The sequence below is a fragment of the Actinomadura terrae genome, assembly GCF_022751215.1.
Lineage (GTDB): Bacteria > Actinomycetota > Actinomycetes > Streptosporangiales > Streptosporangiaceae > Spirillospora > Spirillospora terrae.
This window is the reverse complement of sequence record NZ_JAICDG010000006.1, coordinates 411513-437163: the sequence shown is the minus strand read 5'-3', so window position 1 is coordinate 437163 and position 25651 is coordinate 411513. Positions and strand designations below refer to the sequence as shown.

At 73.8% G+C, this 25651-nt stretch carries 25 protein-coding genes; 17 read left to right on the top strand and 8 right to left on the bottom strand.

The features are described 5' to 3' along the window. Window positions 1-41 precede the first annotated feature (41 nt). The 7 genes from K2F47_RS33890 (at window position 42) to dinB (ending at window position 6010) form a co-directional block, all read left to right on the top strand. Window positions 42-593, top strand: a complete 552-nt coding sequence (locus tag K2F47_RS33890) for a hypothetical protein (protein ID WP_242910209.1) — start codon at window positions 42-44, stop codon at window positions 591-593. Beyond that, window positions 590-1636: a peptidoglycan-binding protein gene (locus K2F47_RS33885; protein WP_242910207.1), complete on the top strand. Its 1047-nt coding sequence runs from the start codon at window positions 590-592 to the stop codon at window positions 1634-1636. The genes K2F47_RS33890 and K2F47_RS33885 overlap by 4 nt, the downstream gene beginning before the upstream one ends. After that, on the top strand, window positions 1633-2346 hold the full coding sequence (locus K2F47_RS33880) for an ABC transporter ATP-binding protein (protein WP_242910205.1): 714 nt from the start codon (window positions 1633-1635) through the stop codon (window positions 2344-2346). The genes K2F47_RS33885 and K2F47_RS33880 overlap by 4 nt, the downstream gene beginning before the upstream one ends. Further along, on the top strand, window positions 2343-3536 hold the full coding sequence (locus K2F47_RS33875) for an ABC transporter permease (protein WP_242910203.1): 1194 nt from the start codon (window positions 2343-2345) through the stop codon (window positions 3534-3536). Before K2F47_RS33880 ends, K2F47_RS33875 begins: the two co-directional genes overlap by 4 nt. A gap of 121 nt (window positions 3537-3657) precedes the next feature. Beyond that, window positions 3658-4413 (top strand): SDR family NAD(P)-dependent oxidoreductase, encoded by a 756-nt coding sequence (locus tag K2F47_RS33870; RefSeq protein WP_242910201.1) that lies wholly within the window; start codon window positions 3658-3660, stop codon window positions 4411-4413. Window positions 4414-4443: 30 nt separating this feature from the next. Beyond that, on the top strand, window positions 4444-4812 hold the full coding sequence (locus K2F47_RS33865) for a MerR family transcriptional regulator (RefSeq protein WP_242910199.1): 369 nt from the start codon (window positions 4444-4446) through the stop codon (window positions 4810-4812). Between the two features lie 19 nt (window positions 4813-4831). After that, on the top strand, window positions 4832-6010 hold the full coding sequence (gene dinB / locus K2F47_RS33860; RefSeq protein ID WP_272497814.1) for a DNA polymerase IV: 1179 nt from the start codon (window positions 4832-4834) through the stop codon (window positions 6008-6010). Window positions 6011-6014: 4 nt separating this feature from the next. Here dinB and K2F47_RS33855 read toward each other — a convergent pair whose 3' ends face one another. Next, complete coding sequence (locus K2F47_RS33855; RefSeq protein WP_242910195.1) at window positions 6015-6845, bottom strand: NAD(P)H-binding protein; 831 nt, start codon at window positions 6843-6845, stop codon at window positions 6015-6017. 93 nt (window positions 6846-6938) lie between these two features. Here K2F47_RS33855 and K2F47_RS33850 point away from each other — a divergent pair, with 93 nt between their 5' ends. After that, the gene (locus K2F47_RS33850; RefSeq protein WP_242910193.1) at window positions 6939-7727 is read left to right on the top strand and encodes a helix-turn-helix transcriptional regulator; all 789 of its coding nucleotides are present in this window, start codon (window positions 6939-6941) and stop codon (window positions 7725-7727) included. A gap of 70 nt (window positions 7728-7797) precedes the next feature. On the opposite strand, the gene hpaD is transcribed toward K2F47_RS33850, so the two are convergent. The 4 genes from hpaD to K2F47_RS33830 are packed head-to-tail and all read right to left on the bottom strand — an operon-like array spanning window position 7798 to window position 12761. Continuing rightward, window positions 7798-8811 carry a 3,4-dihydroxyphenylacetate 2,3-dioxygenase gene (gene hpaD, locus K2F47_RS33845; RefSeq protein WP_242910191.1) on the bottom strand — a complete coding sequence of 338 codons (1014 nt, stop codon included), beginning with the start codon at window positions 8809-8811 and terminating at the stop codon, window positions 7798-7800. An 8-nt stretch (window positions 8812-8819) separates the two neighbouring features. Then, window positions 8820-10316 carry a 5-carboxymethyl-2-hydroxymuconate semialdehyde dehydrogenase gene (gene hpaE / locus K2F47_RS33840; protein WP_242910189.1) on the bottom strand — a complete coding sequence of 499 codons (1497 nt, stop codon included), beginning with the start codon at window positions 10314-10316 and terminating at the stop codon, window positions 8820-8822. Between the two features lie 44 nt (window positions 10317-10360). Beyond that, window positions 10361-11281, bottom strand: a complete 921-nt coding sequence (gene dapA / locus K2F47_RS33835; RefSeq protein WP_242910187.1) for a 4-hydroxy-tetrahydrodipicolinate synthase — start codon at window positions 11279-11281, stop codon at window positions 10361-10363. Window positions 11282-11327: 46 nt separating this feature from the next. Next, a complete protein-coding gene (locus K2F47_RS33830; protein ID WP_242910185.1) occupies window positions 11328-12761 on the bottom strand; it encodes a fumarylacetoacetate hydrolase family protein in 1434 nt (477 codons plus the stop codon). Window positions 12762-12964: 203 nt separating this feature from the next. Between K2F47_RS33830 and K2F47_RS33825 the strand changes: the two genes are divergently transcribed. Beyond that, window positions 12965-13702 (top strand): alpha/beta fold hydrolase, encoded by a 738-nt coding sequence (locus K2F47_RS33825; RefSeq protein WP_242910184.1) that lies wholly within the window; start codon window positions 12965-12967, stop codon window positions 13700-13702. Window positions 13703-13751: 49 nt separating this feature from the next. Continuing rightward, the gene (locus K2F47_RS33820; RefSeq protein ID WP_242910183.1) at window positions 13752-14444 is read left to right on the top strand and encodes a GntR family transcriptional regulator; all 693 of its coding nucleotides are present in this window, start codon (window positions 13752-13754) and stop codon (window positions 14442-14444) included. A gap of 101 nt (window positions 14445-14545) precedes the next feature. Here the strand turns inward: K2F47_RS33820 and K2F47_RS33815 are convergent, their stop codons facing one another. Beyond that, window positions 14546-15280: an SDR family NAD(P)-dependent oxidoreductase gene (locus K2F47_RS33815; RefSeq protein WP_242910182.1), complete on the bottom strand. Its 735-nt coding sequence runs from the start codon at window positions 15278-15280 to the stop codon at window positions 14546-14548. Then, complete coding sequence (locus K2F47_RS33810; protein WP_242910181.1) at window positions 15277-16269, bottom strand: methyltransferase; 993 nt, start codon at window positions 16267-16269, stop codon at window positions 15277-15279. The genes K2F47_RS33815 and K2F47_RS33810 overlap by 4 nt, the downstream gene beginning before the upstream one ends. 105 nt (window positions 16270-16374) lie before the next feature. On the opposite strand from K2F47_RS33810, the gene K2F47_RS33805 reads away from it, so the two are divergent. Next, window positions 16375-17367, top strand: coding sequence for an aldo/keto reductase (locus K2F47_RS33805; protein WP_242910180.1), 993 nt, complete (start codon window positions 16375-16377; stop codon window positions 17365-17367). A gap of 62 nt (window positions 17368-17429) precedes the next feature. Here the strand turns inward: K2F47_RS33805 and K2F47_RS33800 are convergent, their stop codons facing one another. Further along, a complete protein-coding gene (locus tag K2F47_RS33800) occupies window positions 17430-18806 on the bottom strand; it encodes an amidohydrolase (protein WP_242910179.1) in 1377 nt (458 codons plus the stop codon). Between the two features lie 117 nt (window positions 18807-18923). On the opposite strand from K2F47_RS33800, the gene lipP1 reads away from it, so the two are divergent. The 6 genes from lipP1 (at window position 18924) to K2F47_RS33770 (ending at window position 25648) form a co-directional block, all read left to right on the top strand. Continuing rightward, the gene (gene lipP1, locus K2F47_RS33795; protein WP_242910177.1) at window positions 18924-19871 is read left to right on the top strand and encodes a LipP1 family hormone-sensitive lipase; all 948 of its coding nucleotides are present in this window, start codon (window positions 18924-18926) and stop codon (window positions 19869-19871) included. Continuing rightward, window positions 19868-20623, top strand: a complete 756-nt coding sequence (locus tag K2F47_RS33790) for an ABC transporter ATP-binding protein (RefSeq protein ID WP_242910175.1) — start codon at window positions 19868-19870, stop codon at window positions 20621-20623. The genes lipP1 and K2F47_RS33790 overlap by 4 nt, the downstream gene beginning before the upstream one ends. Then, complete coding sequence (locus tag K2F47_RS33785) at window positions 20620-22374, top strand: branched-chain amino acid ABC transporter ATP-binding protein/permease (protein ID WP_242910173.1); 1755 nt, start codon at window positions 20620-20622, stop codon at window positions 22372-22374. The genes K2F47_RS33790 and K2F47_RS33785 overlap by 4 nt, the downstream gene beginning before the upstream one ends. Before the next feature lie 59 nt (window positions 22375-22433). Then, a complete protein-coding gene (locus tag K2F47_RS33780; RefSeq protein WP_242910171.1) occupies window positions 22434-23588 on the top strand; it encodes an ABC transporter substrate-binding protein in 1155 nt (384 codons plus the stop codon). A 61-nt stretch (window positions 23589-23649) separates the two neighbouring features. Next, entirely contained in the window at window positions 23650-24522 is an 873-nt protein-coding gene (locus K2F47_RS33775; RefSeq protein ID WP_242910169.1) for a branched-chain amino acid ABC transporter permease, read from the top strand. Between the two features lie 19 nt (window positions 24523-24541). Then, window positions 24542-25648: a zinc-binding dehydrogenase gene (locus tag K2F47_RS33770; protein WP_242910167.1), complete on the top strand. Its 1107-nt coding sequence runs from the start codon at window positions 24542-24544 to the stop codon at window positions 25646-25648. Window positions 25649-25651 lie beyond the last annotated feature (3 nt).

Here is a 25651-nt window from a genome sequence, read left to right as displayed (position 1 = left end):
CGCCGGAAGAGGTCCGGCGCGACGAACAGGAGGCCCATCCGATGCGACGACGGACGTTCGCGGCGCTGGCCCTGGTACCGGTGCTCGCCCTCGGGGCGCAGGCGTGCGGGGGAGGCGACGGCGGTACGGGCGGGAAGAGCACCGCCAAGGCCGTCAGCGACCAGGAGAGGATGCGCAAGTACGCGCAGTGCATGCGCGACCACGGCGTGGAAATGGACGACCCGTCCGGGGACGGCAAGCTCACCATGAAGATGTCGGCGCCGCCCGGGCAGGGCAAGGACAGGTCCGACGGCGGCTCGGGGCCGATGGACGAGGCGCAGCGCGCATGCCGGAGCCTGATGCCGAACGGCGGCAAACCCCCCAAGCCGAAGCCGGAGGAGATCGCGAAACAGCGGGCGTTCTCCAAGTGCATGCGCGACAACGGCGTCCCCCGGTTCCCCGACCCCGCACCCGACGGCGGCATCCTCCTGAAGGCCGGGAAGGGGACGGGGCTCGACCCGCAGAGCCAGACGTTCAAGAACGCCGAGAAGGCGTGCCGGAAGTACGCCCCGGGGGAGAAGTCGTCCTCCACGTCCCAGGGCGACGGGAATTGAGCAGGACGCGCGTCGCCGCCCTGAGCGCGGCGGGGGTGGTCGTGGCCGGCGGCGCGGGGCTCGCCGCCGCCGGGCTCGGCGGCGGGGAGGGGCCCGCCGCCGCCCGCGGGAATCTGCCGCCCGCCACCGCGCCCGTCGAGCGGACGACGCTGGTCGAGACCCAGCGGGTGGACGGAACGCTCGGCTACGGCACCGCGCGCACCGTCACCGCCGCCGGGCGTGGCACGCTGACCTGGATCGCCGGGCCGGGGACGGTGATCGCGCGCGGCCGTCCGGCGTACCGGGTCGACAACGAGCCCGTGCCGCTCCTGTACGGCCGCCTGCCGCTCTACCGGACCCTCGCCGAGGGGGTCAGAGGCCCGGACGTCCTCCAGCTCGAACGGAACCTGCGCGCCCTCGGCTACACCGGGTTCACCGTCGACACGAGCTTCGGCTCCGGCACCGCCGCCGCCGTGAAGCGCTGGCAGGACGACCTCGACGTCGCCGAGACCGGGACGATCGCGCCCGGCGCCGTGCTGGTCGCCCCCGGCGAGATCCGGGTGGCCGAGCGCAAGGCGGCCGTGGGCGACCGCACCGGCGGCCCCGTCCTGACCTGGACGGGGACGACCCGGGTCGTCGAAATCGACCTGGACGTGCGGTACCAGCGGCTCGCCAAGGAGGGTGCGGAGGTGGAGATCCAGCTGCCGGACGGCGGCACCACCAGGGGCCGCGTCAGCTCCGTCGGGAAGGTCGCCAAGCAGGGACGCGACGACGACGACCCGACGACGGTCCAGGTCACCGTCGCCGTAAGGGGACAGCGCTCGCTCGGCTCCTACGACAAGGCGCCGGTCGAGGTGGGCCTCACCGCGGGCCGGCACGCCGGCGTGCTCGCCGTGCCGGTCGCGGCGCTGCTCGCGCGGGGCGACGGCGGCTACGCGGTGCAGGTCGTCCGGGACGGGGCGGTCCGCGCCGTCCCGGTCGAGACGGGCGTGTTCGCCGGCGGGAAGGTCGAGGTGTCCGGCGCCGGGCTGGCGGAGGGCATGAAGGTGGGGGTGCCCGCATGAGCGCGGTCGTGGAGCTGCGCGAGGTCAGCAAGACCTACGCGGGCGGGGTCACGGCGCTGGACGCGGTGTCGCTCGGCGTCGGGGCGGGCGAGCTCGTCGCGATCGCCGGGCCGTCGGGCTCCGGCAAGTCGACGATGCTGCACCTGCTCGGCACCCTGGACCGGCCGAGCGCGGGGACGGTCCTCGTCGAGGGGCGCGACGTTTCCCAGCTGAGCGACCGGCGGCTGTCGGCGCTGCGCGCCCGCGCGATCGGGTTCGTCTTCCAGCGGTTCCACCTCGCCGGGGGCGTCAGCGCGCTCGACAACGTCGCCGACGGGCTGCTGTACGGGGGAGTGCCGCTCGCGCGGCGGCGCGCCCGCGCCCGCGAGGCCCTGGAGCGGGTGGGGCTCGGGCACCGCCTCCGGCACCGTCCGCACGAGCTGTCGGGCGGGGAGCGGCAGCGGGTCGCGATCGCCCGCGCGGTGGTCGGCGGGCCGGCGCTGCTGCTGGCCGACGAGCCGACCGGCGCCCTCGACTCCGCCTCGGGGGCCGGAGTCCTGGCGCTGCTGCGCGAGCTGGCGGAGGCCGGCACCACGGTCGTGCTGATCACCCACGACCGGGACATCGCCGCGATGGCGCCCCGCCAGGTGGGGATGCGCGACGGACGGATCGTCCGCGACACCGCCCATGCGGACACGCGGACGGAAGCACGGGCGGAGGCGGGACGGTGAGGCGGATCGTGCCCGCGCGCCTCGGCCCCCGGGACGTCCTGCGTGTCGGCGCGGCGGGGCTGCGGGCCCGCCCGGCGCGGGTGTTCCTGTCCGCGCTCGGGATCGCGATCGGCATCGCCGCGATGGTCGGCGTCGTCGGGATCTCCACCTCCAGCCGCGCGCAGCTCCAGGCCACCCTCGACCGGCTCGGCACCAACCTGCTGACCGCCGGACCGGGTCGGGACCTGTTCGGCGGAGACGCGCGGCTGCCCGTGGAGGCGGTCGGGATGGTCGGCCGGATTCCCGGGGTCGAGTCCGCGTCGGCCACCGGCAGGGTCGGGAGCGTCCACGTCTACCGCAACGACCGCATCCCCGAGGCGGAGAGCGGCGGGATCACCGTCCTCGCGGCGCGGCTGGACCTGCCCCGCACGATCGGGCTGCGCGTCGCGGCGGGCGCCTGGCTCAACGCCGGGACGGCCCGCTACCCCGCCGTCGTCCTCGGCGCGGAGTCCGCCGCGCGCCTCGGCGTGTCCACCCCGAACACGCAGGTGTGGCTCGGCTCCCGCTGGTTCACCGTCGTCGGCGTGCTCGACCCCGCCGAGCTCGCGCCGGAGCTGGACTCGGCCGCGCTCGTGGGCTGGGACGCGGCGCGCGCGCACCTCGGCTTCGACGGGCACCCCACCACCGTCTACACCCGCGCGCGCAAGGACTCCGTCGGCGCGGTCCGGGACCTGCTGGCCGCGACCGCCAGCCCGCAGGCGCCGAACGAGGTCGAGGTGAGCCGCCCCTCGGACGCCCTCGCGGCCGAGCACGCCGCGGACCGGGCCTTCACCGGCCTGCTGCTCGGCCTCGGCGCGGTCGCGCTGCTGGTCGGCGGCGTCGGCGTCGCCAACACGATGGTGATCTCCGTCCTGGAGCGGCGCGCCGAGATCGGGCTGCGCCGCTCCCTCGGCGCGACCCGGGGGCAGATCAGGCTCCAGTTCCTCACCGAGTCGCAGCTGCTGGCCGCGCTCGGCGGGGTGGGCGGCGTCGTGCTCGGCGTCGCGGTCACGGCGGTGTTCGCGGTGACGCGCGGCTGGCCGACGGTGGTGCCGCCGTGGGCGATGGCGGGCGGCGTCCTCGCGACGCTGGTCATCGGCGGTGTCGCGGGCCTGTACCCGGCGATCCGCGCCGCGCGCCTCGCGCCGACCGAGGCCCTCGCCACCCCGTGACCGCCCTGCCGGAGACGCTGTCGGCGACGCCTGTCGGCGACGCTTGGGGCTTGACCTTGACGCCGGGGTCAGGCCCTAGCGTCGCCTGCGTTCCGCGAACGATCGGGAGGAGACGCGAGCCATGGGGTCGGGAGCGCTGGAGGGCAAGGCCGTCATCGTCACGGGCGGGGGCACGGGGATCGGCAGGGCGGCCGCGCTGCGGTTCGCGGGCGAGGGCGCCCGTGTGCTGGTCGTCGGCCGGACGGAGGCACGGCTCAAGGAGGTCGCCGGGGAGGCGCCGGGCATCGAGGTCCAGGTCGCCGACGTGGCCGAGGACGGCGCGGCGGCGGGCATCGTGGCGGCCGCGGTCGAGGCGTTCGGACGGGTCGACGTGCTGGTGAACAACGCGGCGATCATCCGTCCGGCCGAGCTGGGCGCGATCGACCGCGACGGGGCCGAGCGCCAGTTCGCCACCAACCTGCTCGGCCCGCTGTTCCTCGCGCAGGAGGCGCTGCCGCAGCTGGAGCGGACCCGCGGCGCCATCGTCAACATCACGTCCATGCCGGCGGGGCGGGGATGGCCGAACAACACCGTGTACGGGGCCGGCAAGGTGGCGCTGGACTTCATGACGCACACGTGGGCGATGGAGCTGGCGCCGCGCGGCATCCGGGTGGTGTCGGTGGCGCCCGGTGTGACCCGCACACCGGTCCTCGAACACGCGGGTTTCACGCCCGAGCAGGTCCAGGCGGTGGGGACCGAGCTGGTTCAGCACATTCCGCTGAGCCGGATCGCCGAGCCGGAGGAGGTGGCGTGGTGGATCGTCGCCGCCGCCCGCCCCGAGGCCGGCTACGTGACCGGCTCGGTGATCCGGGTGGACGGGGGCATCGGCATCGCCTGAGCGGGACGCTGGTGCGAGGGAGGTGGGGCGATGCTCATCGGCGAGCTGGCGGCGGCGGCCGGGACGACCACCCGGGCCCTGCGGTACTACGAGCAGCACGGCCTGCTGCATTCCCGGCGGGCGGGCAACGGCTACCGCCACTACGACGCGCGGGCCGTGACGCGCGTCCGCAACATCCGGCGCCTGCTCGCGCTCGGCTTCACCAGCGACGACGTCCGGCGGTTCCTGCCCTGCCTCGACGACCACGACCTGACCGAGCAGCGCTGCGCCGCGAGCGTCGAGTTCGTCGCGTCGAAGCTGGCGGCCCTCGACGAGCGGATCGCCGAGCTGAACGCCATCCGGGGCGAGCTCAAGGGCTTTCTGGACAACGCCGGGGAGAGACCCGCGATGACCGGCTGACCCGCGCCTATGCGAACATATGTTCGTGTCCGCGCCCACGATCCTGCACGCCGACCTGGACGCCTTCTATGCCTCGGTCGAGCAGCGCGACGACCCCGCCCTGCGGGGCCGGCCGGTGATCGTGGGTGGCGGCGTGGTGCTGGCGGCCAGCTACGAGGCCAAGGCGTTCGGGGTGCGGACCGCGATGAGCGGCGGCCAGGCCCGGCGGCTGTGCCCGCGCGCGGTCGTGGTCCGGCCCCGGATGGCCGCCTACAGCGCGGCGAGCAGGGCGGTGTTCGCGCTGTTCCGGGCGACGACGCCGCTGGTGGAGGGGTTGTCGATCGACGAGGCGTTCCTCGATGTCGGCGGGCTGGCGGCGGCCCCCGACGCGGTCGCGGCCCGGCTGCGGCGGGAGGTCGCCGGGGAGGTCGGGCTGCCGATCACGGTCGGGGTCGCGCGGACCAAGTTCCTCGCCAAGGTGGCCAGCGGCGTCGCCAAGCCCGACGGGCTGCTCGTCGTCCCGCCGGACGGCGAACTGGAGTTCCTGCGCCCGCTGCCGGTCCGGCGGCTGTGGGGCGTCGGGCCCGCCACCGCCGCCAGGCTCGCCGGCTACGGGATCACCACGGTCGGCGGCGTGGCGGACATGCCCGAGGCCGCGCTGGTCGCGCTGCTCGGCCCCGGCGCGGGCCGCCACCTGCACGCGCTCGCGCGGGGCCGCGACCCGCGCCCGGTGCGCACCGGGGCCCGGCGCCGCTCCATCGGCGCCCAGCGGGCGCTCGGGAACCGCCCCCGCACGCCCGAGGAGCTGGACGTCATCCTCGTGGGCCTCGCCGACCGGCTCGGCGGGCGGCTGCGGAAGGCGCACCGGGTCTGCCGCACGGTCACGCTCCGGGTGCGGTTCGGCGACTTCGCCCGGGCGAGCCGCTCGCGGACGCTCCCGCAGGCCACCGCCGAGACCCCGGTGATCCTCGACGTGCTGCGCGGCCTGCTCGCGGCGGCCGCGCCGATGATCGAGAGCCGGGGCCTGACGCTGCTGGGCGCGTCGCTCGCGAGCCTGCACGACGACCGGGCCGTCCAGCTCGCGCTGCCCTTCGAGCGGGGCCGCGCGGTGGACGCGGCGGTGGACGGCGTCCGGGACCGGTTCGGCTCCTCCGCGATCACCCGGGCGGTGCTGCTGGGCCACGACCCGGGACCGCAGATGCCGATGCTCCCCGACTGAGGCGTCAGGCGAAGTCGCCCCGGTGGTCGCGGGCCCACGCGGCGAACGTCCGGGCCGGGCGTCCGGTGATCTCCTCGACGGCCCCGGTCGGCGGGAGCGGCGCGTGCACCGCGTCTGCGGCATGCCGGACGAGCGCCTCGGCCACCTCGGGCGGCCCCCACCGCGCCAGGTCGCGGCGGTATTCGTCCAGATCCTGGATCTCGAAGCCCAGGCGGCGGCCGAGCGCCTCGCCGATCAGCTCGGCCTGCCTGCGGCGCGTCAGCGTCTCGGGGCCGGTCAGGACCGGCGTGCCGCCGTGCCGCCCGGTGCCGGTGAGGACGGCCAGGGCCACTGCCGCGACGTCCGCCTCGTGGACGGGCGCCGACCGCGACTCGGGGAACGGGTCGCGGACCACGCCCGCCGCGCGGATCGTCCCGGCCCACTGAAGGGTGTTGGACGCGAACCCGCCCGCGCGCAGGAACGTCCACGGGACCCCCGAGGCGGCGACGGCCCGCTCGGCGGCGCTGTGCATCCGGGCGATCGGGTCGGCCGAGGACGCGGACGCGCCCACGGCGGACAGCAACACGATGTGCTCGGCCCCCGCCTCGGCGGCGGCCCGGGCGAAGCCGTCCAGGCCGCCCCGGTCGGCGTAGGCGAACACCTTGCGGGCGCCCTTGAGCGCCGGGCCGAGCGTGCCGGGGTCGGCGAGATCGGCCGCGACCACTTCCACCCCCGGCGGAAGGCTTGCGGCGGACGGGTCGCGCCCCGCCGCGCGGACGTCGTGACCCCCCTCCAGCAGCCGGTGGACGAGGCTCCGCGCGATCTTCCCGCGCGCTCCGGTGACCAGGATCGTCATGGCCCCCAGGCTGCCGCCGTCCGGCGCGGGCGGGGTAGGCACGGCCGGGCCTGGGACCCGCGATACCACCCCCGGCGGGGGCAGAATGGGCGGATGGACAGGGGCGAGCTGGCGGGGTTCCTGCGGAGCCGGCGGGAGCGCGCCGATCCGCGCGCGGCTGGTCTCGCGCCCGGCGGGCGGCGGCAGACCCCTGGGCTGCGGCGCGAGGAGGTCGCGCTGCTGGCGGGCATCTCGGTCGACTACTACGTCCGGCTGGAGCAGGGCCGAGGGCCGCGGCCGTCCGGGCAGGTGCTCACCGCGCTCGGCCGCGCGCTGCGGCTGTCGGGCGACGAGGCCGACTACCTGCTGGGCTTCGCGGGACGCCCGCCGCCGCGCCCGTCCCGGGAGGTGCCGGGCAACGTCCTGCGGCTGCTGGAGCGGCTCGACGCCGTCCCCGCCATGGTGATCAACGCGTGCTACGACGTGCTGGCCTGGAACCGGATGCTCACCGCACTGATCGGCGACCTCGCCGGCGTGCCGGCCGAGCGGCGCAACACGCTGCGCTGGCTGTTCTCCGGCCCGCTGCGCGACGACAGGCGCGCGCTGGCCCGCAGATGCGTCGCGGACCTGCGCGCGAGCGGCCGCTACCCGGACGACCCGGGCGTGCGGGAGATCGTGGACGAGCTGTCGGCGGCCAGCCCCGAGTTCGCCGCGCTGTGGGCGGCCCGCGAGGTCGAGGTGCAGCGGACGCTGACCAAGCGCGCCGTCCACCCGGTCGTGGGGGAGCTGGAGCTGGACTGCGAGATCCTGCCGGTGCCGGGGCTCGACCAGCGGGTCGTCCTGTACACGGCCGCGCCGGGATCGCCGTCGCGGCGGGCGCTGGAACTGCTCCGCGACGGCTAGCGGACCGGAAAGTGGAGACCCGGCCCCGCACATCCTGCGGGACCGGGTTGTCTGATGGGGAGCGGGTGGGTCAGGACGGCTCGACGATGCCGAGCCCGTCGGCGCCGACCTGGACGGCGGACTCGTCCAGCGCGGCCTCGGAGATCGGCTGGATGCGGCCGTCCAGGTCGAGGACGGGGGAGGCCTCCTTGTACCAGGACTCGATCACCGCGTTGCCCCAGAAGTCGCGGCGGCGGTCGTCGTGCACGTTCCACCGGTACGTCTCGTGGTCGGGGTCGCCGGTGTAGTAGTCGGAGGTGTAGATCTCCACCCGGTGCCCGTCGGGGTCGCGCAGGTAGACGTAGAAGGCGTTGGACACCCCGTGCCGCCCCGGCCCCCGCTCGATGTGGTGCTCCTTGCCGAGCGACCCGAAGATGTCGGCGGTGCGCAGCACCTGGTGCGACTCGTGCGTGGCCATGCCGATGTGGTGCAGGCGGGGGCCCGCGCCGCCGGTGAAGGCCACGTCGTGCACGGTCTGCTTGCGGAACATCCAGGCCGCGTACAGCTCGTGCTCGTCGCCCTCGATCGTCTCCGAGCAGCCGAAGCCGAGCGAGCGGTAGTGGTCGTAGGCGGCGGGGATGTCGGGCGTGCAGATGTTGAAGTGGTCCAGCCGGGCGATCTGGGCGCCCTTGTGCAGGTCGTAGCGCTGGATGAGGCGCTCCCCGCGGGCGATGTCGTGGAAGAACTCCACGGTGAAGCCGAGCGGGTCCACGACCCGGACCGCGTCGCCGACGCCGTGCGTGCCCGTCCCCGCCGGGACGCGCCGGACGGGCCGCCCGAGCTCGGTGAAGAACCGCTCGGCCCGGTCGACGTCCTCGGGGGCGCGCACCCGGTAGGCGAGGTGGTCCAGCGCGGCGACCGGCCCGGCCCGCAGCACCAGGGAGTGGTGGGTCAGCTCGTCCGTGCCGCGCAGGTAGAGGGTCTCGGCGTCCTCGTGCTGGACGTGCAGGCCCAGCATGTCGACCCAGAACCAGCGGGACTTCGCCAGGTCCGTCACCGCGAGCTGCGTGTAGGCGGAGCGGATGACGTCGGGAGGTGTGCTCATGGGTGCTCCTAGGCGCCGAAGCGGGGCGTGTGCACCTCGCCCAGCATGACGTGCACGATCTTGGACTCGGAGAAGAAGTCGATGCTGTGCGCGCCGCCCTCGCGTCCGAGTCCCGAGTCCTTCACACCGCCGAAGGGAGTGCGCAGGTCACGGACGTTGTGCGAATTGACCCAGACCATACCCGACTGGACGGCGTGCGCGATGCGGTGGCCCCGTCGCAGGTCGCTCGTCCACACGTAGGCGGCGAGGCCGTAGCGGGTGGCGTTGGCCAGGTCGATCGCCTCGTCCTCGCCGTCGAACGCGGCGACGGCCACAACCGGCCCGAAGATCTCCTCCTGGAAGATCCGCGCGTCCCGGGGGACGTCGCTGAACACGGTGGGCTGGAGGTAGTTGCCCTCCGGCAGGTGCGCGGGGCGCTCGCCGCCCGCGACCAGCTTGGCCTCCCGCTGCCCGATCTCCACGTACTCCAGCACCCGGGCGTAGTGCTCGGGGTGGACGAGCGCGCCGACCTCGGTCGCCGGGTCCGACGGCGGCCCGACCCGCACCTTCTCGGCCCGCTCGGCGAGCCGGCGGGTGAACTCCTCGTAGACGGGGCGCTCCACCAGCACGCGGGAGCCCGCCGTGCAGCGCTCGCCGTTCAGCGAGAACACCCCGAAGATCACCGAGTCGAGCGCCGCGTCCAGGTCGGCGTCGGCGAACACCACGACGGGCGACTTGCCGCCGAGCTCCATGGACAGCGCCTTCAGGCCGTCCGCGGAGCAGCGCATGATGTGCCGGCCGGTGTCGGTGGAGCCGGTGAACGACAGCAGCGGCACGTCCGGGTGGTCGACGAGGGCCTGCCCCGCCTCCTCGCCGATGCCGTGCACGATGTTGACCACGCCCGCCGGGACGCCCGCCTCGGTGAAGATCTCCGGCCACAGGCCCGCCGACAGCGGCGTCCACTCGGCGGGCTTGAGCACGAGCGTGCAGCCCGACGCGATCGCCGGGGCGAGCTTCCAGCTCTCCAGCATGAACGGGGTGTTCCACGGCGTGATCAGCCCGGCCACGCCCGCCGGGGTGCGCACGACGTAGTTGAGCTGTTGATCGCCGACCCGGAACGCCTCCTCGCCGAGCGCGACGATCACGTCGGCGAAGTAGCGGAAGTTCTCGGCGGCGCGGCGGGCCTGGCCGCGCGCCTGGGTGATCGGCAGCCCGGAGTCGAACGACTCGAACTCGGCGAGCCGGTCCTCGCGCGCCTCGACGGCGTCGGCGATGCGGGTCAGGATGTTCGCCCGCTCCCGGTTGCCGAGGGCCGCCCAGGCGGGGAAGGCGGCGCGGGCCGCGGCGACGGCCTTGTCCACGTCGGCGGGGCCGCCCGCCGACGCGGTGGCGTAGCGGGTGTTGGAGACGGGGTCAATGACGTCGAAGACCGCTCCGCCGGCGCTGTCGGCGAACTCGCCGCCGATCCAGTGCCGGATGTGCTCCGGCAGGCCGTCGGGGCGGGCGGGTGCAGAGGGGACGGGCATCGATGCTCTCTTCCGGTTCGGTGGCGGGACGGCGCGGCCGCGGGTCAGATGCCCGCGGCGAGGTCGCCGCCCTGGTCGAGCAGTGCGCGGATGCGCACGAGGGCTTGCTCGGACGGTGCGGCGAGCGGCGGCCGGACGTGCCCCGAGGGGATCCGGCCGCGCTGCTCCAGCACCCACTTGGCGGGCGCCGGGTTGGTCTCGACGAACAGCAGGTCCACGAGCGGGTGCAGCCGGTAGTGCAGGTCGCGGGCGCCCTCCTGGTCCCCGGCCGTCCACAGCTCGTACATCCGGGCGACGGCGGCGGGCGCGAGGTTGGCGACGGCGCTGACGAACCCGGCGCCGCCGAGGGCGAGCAGCGGCAGGCACAGCAGCTCGATCCCCGACCACACGAGCAGCTCGGGCCCGCACGCGTGCAGCACGCGGGAGAAGTGCTCGAAGTCCTTGGTGGTCTCCTTGATCCCGACGATGTTGTCGAAATCGGTGAACAGCCGGCGGACCGTCTCCGGCGCGATGTCCACCGACGTCCGGGACGGGACGTTGTAGACGACCAGCGGCAGGTCGGGGAACTCGCGCGCGACCGTCGCGTACCACTGGTAGAGGGCCTCCTGGGTGGGCCGCGCGTAGTACGGCGTGATCACCAGGGCGGCGTCGGCGCCGGCGTCGCGGGCGGCGGCGGTGACCTCCAGGGTCTCCTCCAGCTTCGCCGATCCGGTGCCGGGCAGGAAGGGGACGCGGTCGCCGACCTCGTCGGCCGCCGTGCGGATGGCCGCGATCCGCTCGGCGACGGTCTGGCTGCTGGGCTCGCCGGTGGAGCCGCCGAGCGAGATCCCGTGCGAGCCGGACTCCAGCTGCCAGCAGATCAGCCCGCGCAGCGCGTCGTGGTCGACGGCGCCGTCGGCGGCGAAGGGGGTCACGACGGGCGCGATGGACCCGCGGATCGTGGACGGGTCGGTGCGGAACTTCACGTCTGCTCCTCGGTCGGTGGAAGGTCGGTGGGGGAGGGGAGGCCGGTCAGCGGCCGCCCTCGCGGCGCCAGGCGTCGTAGGCCTCGCGCCAGCGGGGGCCGAGCGGGTAGAGGCCCTCGACGGGCTCACCGGCCGCGACGCGCTCGGTGATGAAACGTTCCTGCGCCTCCTGCTCGACCGAGTCCGCGACGAGGTCCGCGACGAGGTCCGGGGGGATCACGACGACGCCGTCGGGGTCGCCGACGAGGATGTCGCCGGGCTGCACCAGCGCGCCGCCGCAGGCGATCGGGACGCCGGTGTCCCACGGGACGTGGCGGCGGCCGAGCACGGCGGGGTGGGCGCCGGCGTGGAACACCGGCAGCCCGAGGCCCGCGACCGTGGCGCTGTCGCGCAGGCCGCCGTCGGTGACCACCCCGGCCGCGCCGCGCACCTTGGCGCGCAGCGCGAGGATGTCGCCGATCGTGCCGGACGAGGGGTCCCGGCGCGCGTCCATGACCAGCACCTGGCCGGGCCGCAGCTCCTCGATGGCGCGCTTCTGCGCGTTCATGCCGCCGCCGCGCGCCTTGAACAGGTCCTCGCGCAGCGGCAGGTACCGCAGCGTGTGCGCGGTGCCGACCATCTTCGCCGCGCCGTCGGCCGGGTGGACGCCGTCGATGCTCATGTGCTGGAAGCCGCGCTTGCGGAGCTGGGAGCTGAGCGTGGCGGTCGACAGCCCCCGCAGCGCCTCGGCGGTCGCGGCGTCCAGGGCGGGCTCGGGGGTGAAGGAGGGGCCCCAGGCGTCGGAGCGGACGGCGTCGTCCACGCGGGGCATCGCGCCCCAGGTCGCCAGCGGCTGGTCGGCGACGGTGATCGTGTTGCTGAGCCGCCCGGTGGTGGCCTCGCCGGTGCCGACCTCGACCTCGACGGTGTCGCCGGGAGCGGCCACCGAGGCGCCGCCGGGGGTGCCGGTCAGGATGACGTCGCCGGGCTCCAGCGTCACCAGCCGCGACAGGTCGGCGACCAGCGTCGCGAACGGGAACAGCAGCGTGTCGGTCGTGTCGTCTTGGACCACCTCGCCGTTCACCCACGTCCGCACCCGCAGCGCGGCCGGGTCGAGGCGCCGCGCGTCCAGCAGCCGGGGGCCGATCGGGGTGAACCCGTCCGAGCCCTTGGAGCGCAGGTTGGAGCCCCGGTCGGCGTAGCGCAGGTCGTGCACGCCCGCGTCGTTGGCCGCCGTCACCCACGCGACGTGCTCCCAGGCGTCCTCGGGGGAGACCCGCCGCGCCTCGCGGCCGATGACCAGGGCGATCTCGCCCTCGAAGGTCATCAGCTCGCAGCCCGCCGGCCGGACCAGCGGGTCGCCGGTCCCGGCGAGCGAGGACGGCGGCTTGAGGAAGTACGAGGGCTCGGCCGGAATCCTGCCGCGCTCCCTCGCCCGCGACGGGAAGTTGAGGTGCACGGCGATGATCTTCGAGGGCCGGTTGCCCAACGGGTGCGGCACGGAAGCTCTCCTGTGAGGGGACGGAAGCAAACCTCGCGGAACGAGATCAGAGTAAATCGTATATGAAGTCATGCACGATGACGAGGGTGCAATGCGAGTGACTTCGATCGTTCCAACCAGGCGGGTACGCGCGACGGGACGGAGCGTCTCCGTACAGTATGATCGCAAATCGTATGCGAAATCCTCTAGGAGGTGCTTGTAGGATGCCTGACACCGCAGGTCTCGCCGTGCGCACGCTGACCCCGGACGCCCCCGTCGACGCGCCGCCGGTGCTGCTCGTCCACGGCTTCGGCTCCGACGGCGCCGGCGACTGGATCGACACCGGCCTCGCCGCCGCGCTGACGGCCGCCGGCCGCACCGTCATCATCCCCGACCTGCGCGGGCACGGCGCGAGCCCGGTCCCCGCGACCGCCGCGGAGGCGACCGCTCCGGCCCTGGCCGCCGACCTGCTGGCCGTCCTGGACGCGGCCGGCGCCACGACGTTCGACATCGCCGGCTACTCGCTCGGCGCCCGCGTCGCGTGGGCCGTCGCCGAGGCCGCGCCGGAGCGGGTGGAGCGCAGCGTCCTCGGTGGGCTGAGCCCCGCGGAGCCCTTCACCGCCGTCGACATCGAGGCCCTGCACCGCGCCGTCAAGGAGGGGGCGGAGGCCCCCGACCCGTTCACCGCGGCGATCGCGGGCATGGTCTCCGCGCACGGCGACCGCGCCCCCGGGCTCGCGCTGTGTGTCGAAGGCCTCCGCGACACCCCCTTTGCGGGCGGCGCCTGGGATGCGAAGGTTCTTCCCGTCTTCGTCGTCGGCGAGAATGATGAGCTGACACGAGGAATCGACGGCCTCGCCGGGTCGCTCGGCGCCCGCCTGGTCACCGTGCCCGGGGCGCACCACGAGGTGCTCGGGGGCCCGCACTTCCGCGACACCGTCCTGGACGTGCTGGCGAGGTGAGGGGACCGTTGGGAGTCGGGGGTTCGGGGCACAGGATGAGGAGAACCGGGTGAGTGCGAAGAAGCAGGACCAGACCAAGACCAAGGAGTCGAAGGCCGAGTTCTGCTACGAACTGTTGCGGTCGCGGATTCTCGCGGGCACCTACGTGCCGGGCTACCGGCTGGTCATCAACCAGCTCGCCCAGGAGACCGGCGTCAGCACGATCCCGCTGCGCGAGGCGCTGCGCCGCCTCCAGTCCGACGGCCTCGTCGAGGTCGTCCGCAACGTCGGGGCGCGGGTCGCGGTCTTCGACGCCGAGCAGGTCGAGCACACCCTCCAGATCCTCGCGCGGCTGGAGGGCTACGCGACGGCGATCTCCGCCCCGCACATGGCGCCGGCGCAGATCACCCGCTCCCGCAAGATCAACGACCGGATGGTCGAGGCGCTGGACGAGTTCGACCCGACGGCGTTCACCGCGTTGAACCGGGAGTTCCACTTCTCGATCTACGAGCACTGCCCGGACGCGCACCTGCGCGCCCTCCTCGAGGCGGAGTGGACGCGCCTGGACCACATGCGCCGCTCCACCTTCACCTACGTCCCCGGGCGCGCCCGGCGGTCGGTCGTCGAGCACGGGCACATCCTCGACCTCATCGCCAAGGGCGCCGAGCCGTCGGAGATCGAGCGCATCGCCTGCGCGCACAAGAACGCGACCGCCGACGCCCTCCACAGCGCCCACCCCGGGTCCCCGCACCCCCAGATCTGAGGTCGTCTCCGCCTCCCGCACCGGGAGACGGGCTCGAAAACAAACACGCCGTTCCCGCCGGGCGAGGGTGGGGAACGGCGCGTTCGTTTTTTCGGGGGCGGTCAGGTGAGCAGCTGCCCGCCGTCCACCTGGACGACCGCGCCGGTGATGTGGTCGGCCTGCGCGGAGGCGAGGAAGACCACGAGCGGGGCGATGTCGTCGGTGGTGGCGATCTTGCCGAGCGGGATCCGGGACTCCCACGCGGCACGGGCCTCGGCGTTCTCCATGAGGCCCGCCGTCATCGGGGTGTGCACCGGGCCCGGCGCGACCCCGTTGACCCGGATGCCGTGGCCCGCGAGCTCCAGGGCGCTGGTGCGGGTCAGGGCGTCCACCGCCGCCTTGGTGGCCTCGTAGTGGCCGAGGCCGGCGGTCGGCTGCCGGGCGCCGATCGAGCTGATGTTGACGATCCGGCCCCGGACGCCGCGCTCGATCATCTGGTTCGCGACGGCCTGGGTGACGGTGAAGGTGCCGCGCAGGTTCACCGCGACGACCGTGTCGAAGACCTCCATGGGCAGCGACACCAGCGGCCCGCCGCCCGCGACGAGGCCGGCGTTGTTGACCAGGACCTCGATCGGGCCCACGGTCTCGGCTACCTGCGCCACCCCGGCCGCCACCGAGGCGGCGTCGGTGATGTCCACGGTCACGGAGAGGGCGTCGAGCTCCTTGGCGGCGCGGGCGGCCGCCTCGGCGTCCCGGTCGGCGATCACCACGCGGTCGCCGGCGGCGGCGAACGCGGCGGCGACACCGCGGCCGATGCCGCTCGCGCCGCCCGTGACGAGGACGACGCGGCCGCTCATCGCGCCTCCGCGATGATGATGCGCGGGCTGCCGGGCAGCGCGCGGGTCTCGACCGGCTCCCAGCCCGCGGCGGTCAGCCAGCCGCGCACCTCGTCCTCGGGGTAGACGACGGTGCCGTCGATGACCAGGTACTCGCCGGCGTGCACGGCGTCCAGGACGCGCTGCTCGGGGTCGGAGTCGAGGAAGAAGTCGAGCAGGACGAGCGTCGCGCCGGGCGCGGCGGCGCGGCGGGCGCGCTCGACGATGGCCTTGTTCTGCTCGGCGTCGAAGCGGTGCACGACGTGCTCCAGCAGGACGAGGTCGAAGCCCTCGGGGACGTCGCCGGTCAGCGGGTCGGACTGGACGACGTCGATCCGGTCGCCCACGCCCGCGTCCTCCAGCACCTTGCGGGCGAACTCGACCAGCTCGCCGCCCGACAGGAAGGTGCCGTGCGCCTTCTCGGCCGAACGCAGGGCCTCGGCCAGGAACGAGCCGGACAGGCCGCCGAAGTCCAGGATGCGGGAGAAGCGGGTGAAGTCGAAGTTGTCCGCCAGCATCCTGGCGTGCAGGGCGTTGTAGGTCATGACGCCGCCGAGGAACGTCTGCATCCGGTCGCCGCCGAGGTCGAGCTTCTGCGGCTCGGCCGTGCGGCTGGTGTCGGCGAACCCGAGCCAGTGCCCGTAGCTGATCGCGTCGAGGAAGGCCAGGAACGGCCGCAGGTCGGTCTCCTGCGTGCCGCCCGCCAGGTAGGCCGAGGTCGCGGGGGTGTTGGCGTACCGCCCGTCCGCACGGGTGAGCAGGCCGAGGCCCGCCATCGTGTCGGCGAGGATCCGGGTGGTGCGCTCGGGGATTCCGGCCCGCTCCGCCAGCTCGGACGCGGTCGCCGGGCCGCCGGCGAGGGCGGCGAACAGGCCCGCCTCGCTCGCCGCGAACAGCTGCTTGGCGGCCATGTAACCGGTGGCGACGCCGAGAATGGCGGACGGGTCGGTTCCCGGGGCGGGATGCGACATGAACATGTCTCCTTCGCGGTAAAGAATATGCCAGATGCTATACGATCAGCAGTGTCAACGGCCAGGGCGCCGCCCGCGCCCGATCACCCTCATCGGAGGTCAGCGATGGAGTTCGCAGAACGGGCGCCGAGGCGGCGGCTCGGCGTGGACGGCCCCGAAGTCCCGCTCCTGGCGCTCGGCTCCTGGAACACCTGGGACCGGATGGACCGCGAGGACGCGGCGCGCCTCGTGCGGCTCGCGGTGGACCGGGGCGTCGACCTGTTCGACGTCGCGCACTACAACTTCGGCCCGCACGCCGAGAACGCCGTCACCGACGTCCTGTTCGGGCAGGCGGTCGACGACGCCGGGCTGGCGCGCGAGGACTACCTGATCTGCGGCAAGCTCTGGCTCTGGGACTACCCCAATTCCTCGTTCGCCGAACAGATGAAGGTCTCGCTCGGCCGGATCGGCACCGACCACGCCGACATGGTCGTGCTCGGCGACTTCATGGAGCGCCCCGACCTGCACACGGTGGTCACCGAGGTCGCCGAGCTGGTGCGCGCCGGGCGGTTCACCCACTGGGGCGTCAACAACTGGTCGGCGGGCGACGTGCTGTTCGCCTGCCGGTTCGCCGCCGCCGAGGGCCTCGTGGCGCCCTCCTTCGCGCAGTTGAAGTACAGCATCGCGCGCCGCTCGGTGCCCGAGGGCGAGCCGTGGTCGAACCTGTTCGAGCACGAGGGCCTCGGCCTCCAGGCCTCCGACGTGCTGGAGGGCGGCATCCTCGCCGGGCGGCTCGAACCCGAGCGCAAGATCGGCGCCGACCCGGGCGGCATCCGGGACAAGATCCGCGCCGCCTACCCCGAGCTGCGCCGCGCCGCCGACCGCTTCGGTGCCACGCCCGCGCAGGTCGCGATCGCCTTCACGCTCGTCCACCCCGCCGTCGCGAACGTGCTGGTCGGGGTGAGCCGGGTGGCGCAGTTCGAGGACAACATGGCCGCCCTCGGCCTGGCCGCCCGCCACGGCGACGCGCTGCGCGACGCCGTGGCCGGGCTGTGGCTCGACCGGGACGTGGTCGACCCGGCGGCCTCCTGGGGCACCGACGCGCCGGTGCCCCGCTGAGCCGCCGCCCGGTGCGGTTAGGCCCCGTGCGGTTAGGCCCGGTGCGGTCGACTCCGGTGTGCTCAGGCCTCGTGGACGACCCGGCCGTCCAGGAGGGTCATCGCCACCGGCACCGAGGGGAGGGCCTGCGGCTCCACGTCCAGCAGGTCGCCGTCCAGGACGCACAGGTCGGCGAGCTTGCCGGTCTCGATGGAGCCCTTCTGGTCCTCGGCGCCGTCCTGCCACGCCGGGGTGATCGTGTAGGCGCGCAGCGCCTCCGCGACCGCGAGCCGCTGGGCCTCCCCGCGGACCGCGCCGTCGAGCCCGCGGCGCGTGACCGCGGCGGCCAGCCCGGCGCGCCAGTCGGGGGTGAGCACCGGCGCGTCGGAGCTGAGGCACAGCCGCACGCCCGCGTCGAGGGCGTCCCGGGTGGGCCAGGCGTCGCGCAGCGCGCCCTCGCCGAGCGCGCCGGCGAGCATCGGCTCGGTCGCGACCGGGATGCCCGCCTGGGTGTTCAGCCCGATCCCGGCGGAGGCGAGGACGGTGAGCGTCGCGGGCGCGAGGAGGTCGCCGTGGATGACGTAGTGCCGGGCGTCGCGGCCGTCCCTGGCCAGCGCCGCGGCGAAGGCGTCCGCCACGACCCGCGTCGCGCGGTCGCCGGTCGCGTGCACGCCGATCTGGTGCCCGGCGTCGTGCGCCGCGTCGATCATCGTGCGCAGCGCCGCCTCGCGCTCCCCGTCCGACACGCCGTCGATCAGCAGCGACCCGTGCGAGCCGTCGGTGTAGGGACGGTCGGTCCAGGCCGTGCGCATCGGCGGGATGCCGTCGGCGAAGATCTTCACGCCCGCGACCCGGAACCGGCCCGGGACGTCGGCCGGCGGCTTGAAGTCGCGCAGGCCCTCGGTGAACCCGGCGGCCGAGCTGCGCCCGTCCAGCTCCCCGAACAGCAGCAACGCGGTGACGCGGGCCTTCAGCAGCCCCTCCGCGGCCAGGTCGGCGTAGTCGCGCAGCGCGGCCGAGCCGAAGCAGCCGCTCGGCCCCTCGTCCTCGCCGGGGCCGAGGCCGGGCTCGGTGTAGCTGGTGATGCCGAACGAGGCGAGCAGGTTTGCGGTCTTCAGAATCGCCTTGCGCCGTTGCTCGGCGCCCTCCAGCCGCGTCGGCGCGTCGTGGGTGTGGCCGCCCGTCCCGGCGAGCTGGTCCATGAGCAGACCCGGCCACATCAGGCCGAGCCAGACACCGTGCAGGTGCGAATCGTTGATGCCCGGAAGCACGGAACGCCCCTCCAGGGGGATGAGCCGCGTACCCTTTCCGACCAGGGGAGCTATCTCGCTCGCGGTGCCGACGCGCGCGATCCGCCCGGCGCGGATTGCCACCGCCTCGGCGACGCGGTCGCGGGCGTCGACGGTGTGGACCCTTCCGCCGGTGAGGACGAGATCTGCCGTCGTGGATTCCTCGCTCATATCGCGCTCCAAGTCTGGACACCGTCGATGGGATGCAATTAACGTACACGGAATCAGATACGATTTTGGAGTGCCCGGCCCGCTTGGGCGGGTACACCGGGCCTTCGGAGGTAAACGATGCCCCTGGATCCCGAGGCGCAGCGGATCATCGACCGCACCCCCGCCGAGGACCCGAACGCCGGGGCTCCGCTCGACGTGGCCAGCATGCGCGAGCAGTTCCGGCTGATGTGGACGCTGCCCGAGGACGAGCGGCCGCCCGTCGGCTCCGCCGTCGACACCACGATCCCCGGCCCCGCCGGGGACATTCCCGTCCGCGTCTACACGCCCGAGGGTGAGGGGCCGTTCCCCGCGTTCGTCTGGTTCCACGGCGGTGGCTGGACGATCGGCAGCCTGGAGGAGAACGAGTACTCCTGCCGCAAGGTCTGCGCCATGGCGGGCGCCGTCGTCGTCTCCGTCGACTACCGGCTCGCTCCGGAGGACCCCTTCCCGGCCGCGGCCGACGACGCCTACGCCGCCGTCACCTGGGTCGCCGCGCACGGCGCCGACATCAACGCCGACCCCGCGCGCATCGCCGTGGGCGGCGAGAGCGCGGGCGGCAACCTCGCCGCCGTGGCCGCGCTCAAGGCCCGCGACCTCGGCGGCCCCGCGATCGCGCTCCAGGTGCTGGTCTCGCCCGTCCTCGGCCACCCCGACGACGGCCGCGCCTCCTACGCCGACTTCTCCGAGGGCTTCTTCCTCTCCAAGTCCAGCATGGACTGGTTCTTCACGACCTACCCGTCCGACGCGCGCGACCTGGACGACCCCTACCTGCTGCCGCTGCGCGCCGACGACCTCTCCGGGGTCGCGCGGGCGCTCATCCTCGAAGCCGAGTGCGACGTGCTGCGCGACGAGGGCGAGGAGTACGCCAGACGGCTGGAGGAGGCCGGGGTGCAGGCCGAGCTCGTCCGCTACGACGGCATGATCCACGCGTTCTTCGGCCCGCTCGCCACCGAGCTCTCGGTCGCGAAGGACGCGCACGCGCGCACCGCGGCCGCGCTGCGCTCGGCGTTCGGCGGCGAGGGATGACCGTTCCGGCTCTCGCCCTGGAGGGCGTCGGCGTCGACCGGGCCGAGGTGCCGGTGATCAACGACGTCACCCTCGACGCCGCACCGGGCGCGGTGACCGTCATCCTCGGCGCGAACGGCGCCGGCAAGACCACGCTCATGGACGGCATCGCGGGCCTCGCCAAGGTCAGGTCCGGCACGATCAAGCTGGACGGCACGCCGATCGAGAAGCTCGCCACCTTCCGGCGGGCCAGGGCGGGCCTCGGCTACGTCGAGCAGGCCCGCACCACGTTCCGGACGCTGACGGTCGAGCAGAACCTGCTCGTCTCCCAGTCCGGCGACGGCGATCTCGGCACCGTCTACAAGCTGTTCCCCGAACTGGAGAAGCGCCGCAACCTGCAAGCGGGCTACCTGTCGGGCGGCGAGCAGCAGATGGTCGTGCTCGGCCGCGCGCTGGTGACGGCGCCCAAGGTCGTCCTGATCGACGAGATGTCGCTCGGGCTCGCGCCGCTGGTCGTCCGCCGCCTCATGACCACGGTCGGTGAGCTGGCCTCGATGGGGATCGCGGTGGTGCTCATCGAGCAGTTCGCGAACCTGGCGCTGGCCGCCGGAGACCATGCGCACGTGCTGCGCAAGGGCGGCGTCGTGTTCTCCGGCCCCTGCTCCGAGCTGCGCGGCGACGACGAGCGGCTGCACCGGCTGTACTTCGGCGGGCCGCCCCTGACCACCCCGACCCAGAGCACCACCGGGCCGGAAGAGAGCGAAAGCCCATGAACCTCGTCGACAAGCGCGGCCTCGCCATCGGGCTCGGCCTCTCCGTGCTGGCCTGCGTCGCCCTTCCGGCGGTGCTGTCCCCGTACTGGATCTACCTCGCGATCAGCGCCGTCGTCAGCGCCGTGATCATGCAGAGCTTCGGCGTGATCGTCGGGCGCGTCGGCATCATGTCGCTGTGCCAGATGTCGTTCGCCGCGATCGGCGCGTGGGTCGTCCTGCGGCTCAACGTCGCGGACGCGCCGGGCGGGTTCTTCGTCTGGCTGGTCCTCGGCGGCCTCGCGGCGGTGCCCGTCGGCGTCGCCATCGGCCTCCCGGCGCTGCGCATCCGCGGCGTCAACCTCGCCGTGGTCACGTTCGGGTTCGCCGTCTCGGCCGACATCGTGTGGAACGCCAACCCGTTCCCCGGCGCCAAAGAGCTGAAGATGCTGGACCGGCCGGAGCCCTTCGTCTCCGACGAGTCCTACTTCGTGTTCACGGTGATCGTATTCACGGTGCTGGCGGTCGCGCTCGGCATGATCGGCAAGTCCCGGCTCGGCCTGTCGTGGTACGAGCTGCGCCACTCCGAGCGGTCCGCCGCCTCGCACGGCGTCTCGGTCGCCCGCAGCAAGCTCGCCGCGTTCGCGATCAGCGCGTTCGTCGCGGGCATCGGCGGCGGCCTGCTGGCCGGGCAGCTCAGCCTCGTGGTGCCGAGCAACTTCGCGATGGGGCAGTCCCTCGCGCTGTTCGCCGTCGCCATCATGATCGGCCCGCACCACCCCGAGGGCGCGATCATGGGCGGGATCTTCGGCGCGATCATGCCGACGATCATGGAGAAGGTGTCGCTGCCGCAGGACTTCGGCGGCGTGCTGTTCGGCGTCGGCGCCCTGCTGGCCCTGCGGAGCGGGCTGAGCCAGACCGACCTCACCCGCATGCGCAAGCGCGAGCGCGGCGCCCGCAAGCTGCTGAAGGACGGCGAGGAGGCCAGGGAGGCCAAGGAGGCCGAGGGCCCCGGGGCCACGGCCGTGCCCGTCCCCGCCCGGCGCGCCTCCGCCGACCGCAAGCCGTGCCTGGACGTGCAGGGGCTGACCGTCCGCTTCGGCGAGGTCGTCGCGCTCGACTCCGTCGACCTGACCGTCCCCGAGGGCGCCGTCGTCGGGCTCATCGGCCCCAACGGCGCAGGTAAATCCACCTTCATCTCCGCCGTCACCGGTTTCGTGGCGGGGTACGGGGGGACGGTGGAACTCGCGGGGAAGCGGCTGGACAAGCTCGGCCCGAGCGTGCGGGCCAAGCGCGGCCTGCGCCGCACCTTCCAGACCACCGCGATCGCACCGGAGCTCACCCAGTACGAGTACCTGGCCATCGGCGCCGGGCGGCGGCTGTCGCTCGGCGAGGCCGACGAGCTGCTGGAGTTCTTCGGCTGCCCGCCCGGCGAGGTCCCGGTGTCCATCGTCGACGCCGGCACCCGCAGGCTGCTGGACGTGGCCGCCGCGATCGCGGCCCGGCCCAAGGTCGCGCTGCTGGACGAGCCGGCCGCCGGGCAGTCGGCCGCCGAGTCGCTCCGGCTCGGCGACCGCCTCACCCGGGTCCCCGAGGCGTTCGGCGTCTCGATCCTGCTCGTCGAGCACGACATGGAGCTCGTGCAGGCGACCTGCGAGGAGGTCACCGTCCTGGACTTCGGGCACGTGATCGCCTCCGGCCCCACCGCGGACGTCCTCGCGGACGCCGCCGTACGGGCCGCCTACCTCGGTGCCGCGGACGTACCCGCGACCTGACCACCCGCGACCAGTCACCCACACCCATCCCACCCCGCAAAAAACAAGGGCCTATTGCGATGAAACGCACATACATCTCCGTCGCGGCGGTCGCCGCGCTCACCCTCTCGCTGACCACCGCCTGTAACGACTCCGGCGGCAGCGACGGGCCGATCAAGGTCGGCGCGATCAACGGCATCACCGGCCTGTTCCAGACCCCGGAGGTCCCGAAGGCCGTCAAGGCGGTCTTCGAGGAGGTCAACGCCGCCGGCGGCATCAACGGCCGCAAGCTGGAGCTGATCAGCAAGGACGACGCGATGGACCCCTCGCGGTCCGGGCAGGCGGCCCGCGAGCTGATCCAGTCCAACAAGGTCGTCGCGCTCGCCGGCTCGTCCAGCGCCGTGGACTGCGGGCTGAACCGCGCCACCTACAGCAAGAACAAGGTCGTCTCGATCCCGGCCGTGGGCGTCGACCCGGCCTGCTTCACCAGCCCGAACATCGCGCCGGTCAACCCCGGCCCGTACGCGCTGACGACGGCGATGCTGTACTACGCGTCCGAGACGCTGAAGCGCGACAAGGTGTGCATCGACTACACCGTCCTGCCGGGCAGCGGCGGCGGCATCGAGGGCGCCATCAAGAAGTGGACCGAGATCACCGGTAAGACCCTCGCGCACAAGAACCTCGCGGTGGGCCAGGGCGACCCGACCCGCTACCTCGTCGCGGACAAGAACGCGGGTTGCCAGGCCGTCCTGTACAACGCGACGGTCGGCCCCTGGTTCGCGCAGGCCCGCACGCAGGGCATGCAGAAGACCGACTTCATCCTCGCGGCCAACAGCTACACCGACGCCAACGCCAAGACGATCCCGCCGGACATGACGGCCTACGCGGGCACCGAGTGGCAGCCCTACACCGACCCGACGCTGCCGGGCAACGACCGCTGGGCCAAGCTCGTCGAGAAGAACGGCATCCAGAAGACGGCGTTCAGCCAGGGCGCGGTCATGGCGGCGGACGTGTTCGTCCAGGTCCTCAAGACCATCAAGGGCGACATCACCCGCGAGTCGGTGACCAAGGCGTTCAAGGAGATGAAGCCGGTCAACTACCCGATGGTCGGCACCCCGTACGTGTTCGGTCCGGGCAACGAGCACAACCCCATCCAGGGCAGCCGCTTCGTCAAGGCCGACAAGGGCGGCTGGAAGGTCCTGCCCGGCGGCTTCACCGTCCCGGGCAAGAACTGAGCCCCGTTCGCCAGGGCGCGCGCGGCCACCGCGCGCGCCCGGCCCCACCCGGAGGAACCCGATGGTGAACTCTGTGATCGCCGGGCTGACGAGCGGCGGCGGCTATGCCCTGCTCGGCCTGTGCGTGGTCCTGTGCTACCGGCTGGTCGCCGTCGTCAACTTCGCGATGACCGCGGTCGGCGCGATGGGCGCGTTCATAATGGTGTCGCTCACCGACAAGGGCTGGAACGTCTGGGTCGCCCTGCTGATCGGCGCCCTGTCGGCGGCGCTGCTGTCCGGGCTGCTCGGCGCGGCGCTCGTCCGCTGGTTCGCCGGGCACCGGGAGCGGACGAAGGCGGCCGTCACCGTCGCCCTGTTCGTCGCGCTCAGCGCGATCGGCCTGCGGCTGTTCGGCGGCAACAGCACCGGCGCGCACCGCTTCCCGAACCCGTTCGGCGACCCGGTCTTCACGGTCGGCAGCGTCGTCGTCCCGCAGTCGGTGCTGGTCTCGCTGGCGTTCGCGGTGCTGATCACTCTCGCCGTCGGGCTGCTGCTCACCCGGACGCGGATCGGGCTGAAGTTGCAGGCGCTGTCGGAGCGGCCGAGCACCGCCGAGGTCGTCGGCATCCCCGCGCCGCGGCTCGCCGTCGGCGTCTGGGCCGGCGTCGGCGCGATCACGATGCTGGTGATCGTGCTGGTCGCGCCCCGCCTGGGCGGCGACTTCGGCGCCCTGTCCGGGTTGATCAGCACCGCGCTCGCGGTCGCGATGGTCGGCGCGTTCCGGAGCCTGCCGCTGACCCTCGCCGGGGGCCTGATCCTCGGCTGCCTGGAGGGCATGTCGTCCTCCGTGGACTCCATCCAGAAGTACCAGGGCGTCGTGCCCTTCCTGGTGATCCTCGTGCTCCTGTGGTGGCGCAGCCGCCGCGAGGTCTGGGACACCGCCCACAGCAGGTAACGAGACGAGGAGACGTCCCATGCCGGATCTGACGTCGACCAGGGCGGCGGTGCTGCGCGAGCACGGCGCCGTCCTGAGCATCGAGGAACTGCCGCTGCCCGCCGAGTGCGAGCCTGGCGCGGCCGTCGTCCGCGTCGACTGCGCGACGCTGTGCGCGACGGACGTGCACCTGTGGTCGGGGGCCATGTCCTTCCCGGACATGCTGCCTATCGTGCTCGGCCACGAGATGATGGGCACCGTGTGCGCGGTCGGACCGGGGACGCGCGACGCGCTCGGCCGCACCGTCAAGGTGGGCGACCGCATCGGCTGGTCGGAGTCGGTGTGCGGGCACTGCTACGGCTGCACCGTCCTGCGCAACCCCGTCGCCTGCGCCGAGCGCGGCTACGGGTTCCTCCAGCGCGCCGACCGCCCGCCGTACGCCACCGGCGGCCTCGCCGGGCACAACTACGTGACGCCGGGCGCGCTGAAGGTCGTGCTGCCCGACGACGTGAAGGACACCTGGGCCGCCGCCGCGGGCTGCGCGGTCAAGACCGTCCTGCACGCCTTCGACCGGGCCGGGGGAGTGCGGCCCGGGTCCGCCGTGGTGGTGCAGGGCGCGGGCGCGCTCGGGATCGTCGCCACCGCCGTCGCCCGCGTCGCCGGCGCCGGCAAGGTGATCACGATCGGCGCGCCCGACCAGCGCCTCGAACTCGCCCGGGGCTTCGGCGCCGACCTGACCATCGGGTTGGACGGCGACGCCGACGCCCGGCAGGCCGCGGTCATGGAGGCGACCGGCGGGCGCGGCGCCGAGCTGGTGCTGGACCTCGCCGGCGCCCCCGGCGTGGGCGCCGAGGCCGTCGGCATGGCCGCGTTCGGCGGCCGGTTCGTCATCGTCGGCAGCACCGGACCGCAGCCCGAGCAGCTCGCGCTCGGCGCGATCATGGGCAAGGAGCTGAACGTCCTCGGCTCGCTGAACGGCGACGTCGGCGACTACTACCGCTCGGTCGAGTTCCTGCGGACGTTCCAGGACCGCTTCGCCTGGGACGAGCTGTTCAGCGCCCCGGACGGGCTCGACGGGGCCTCCGAGGCCCTCGCTGCCATGCAGCGGCAGGAGCAGGTCAAGGCCGTCATCCACCCACACCGATGAGGA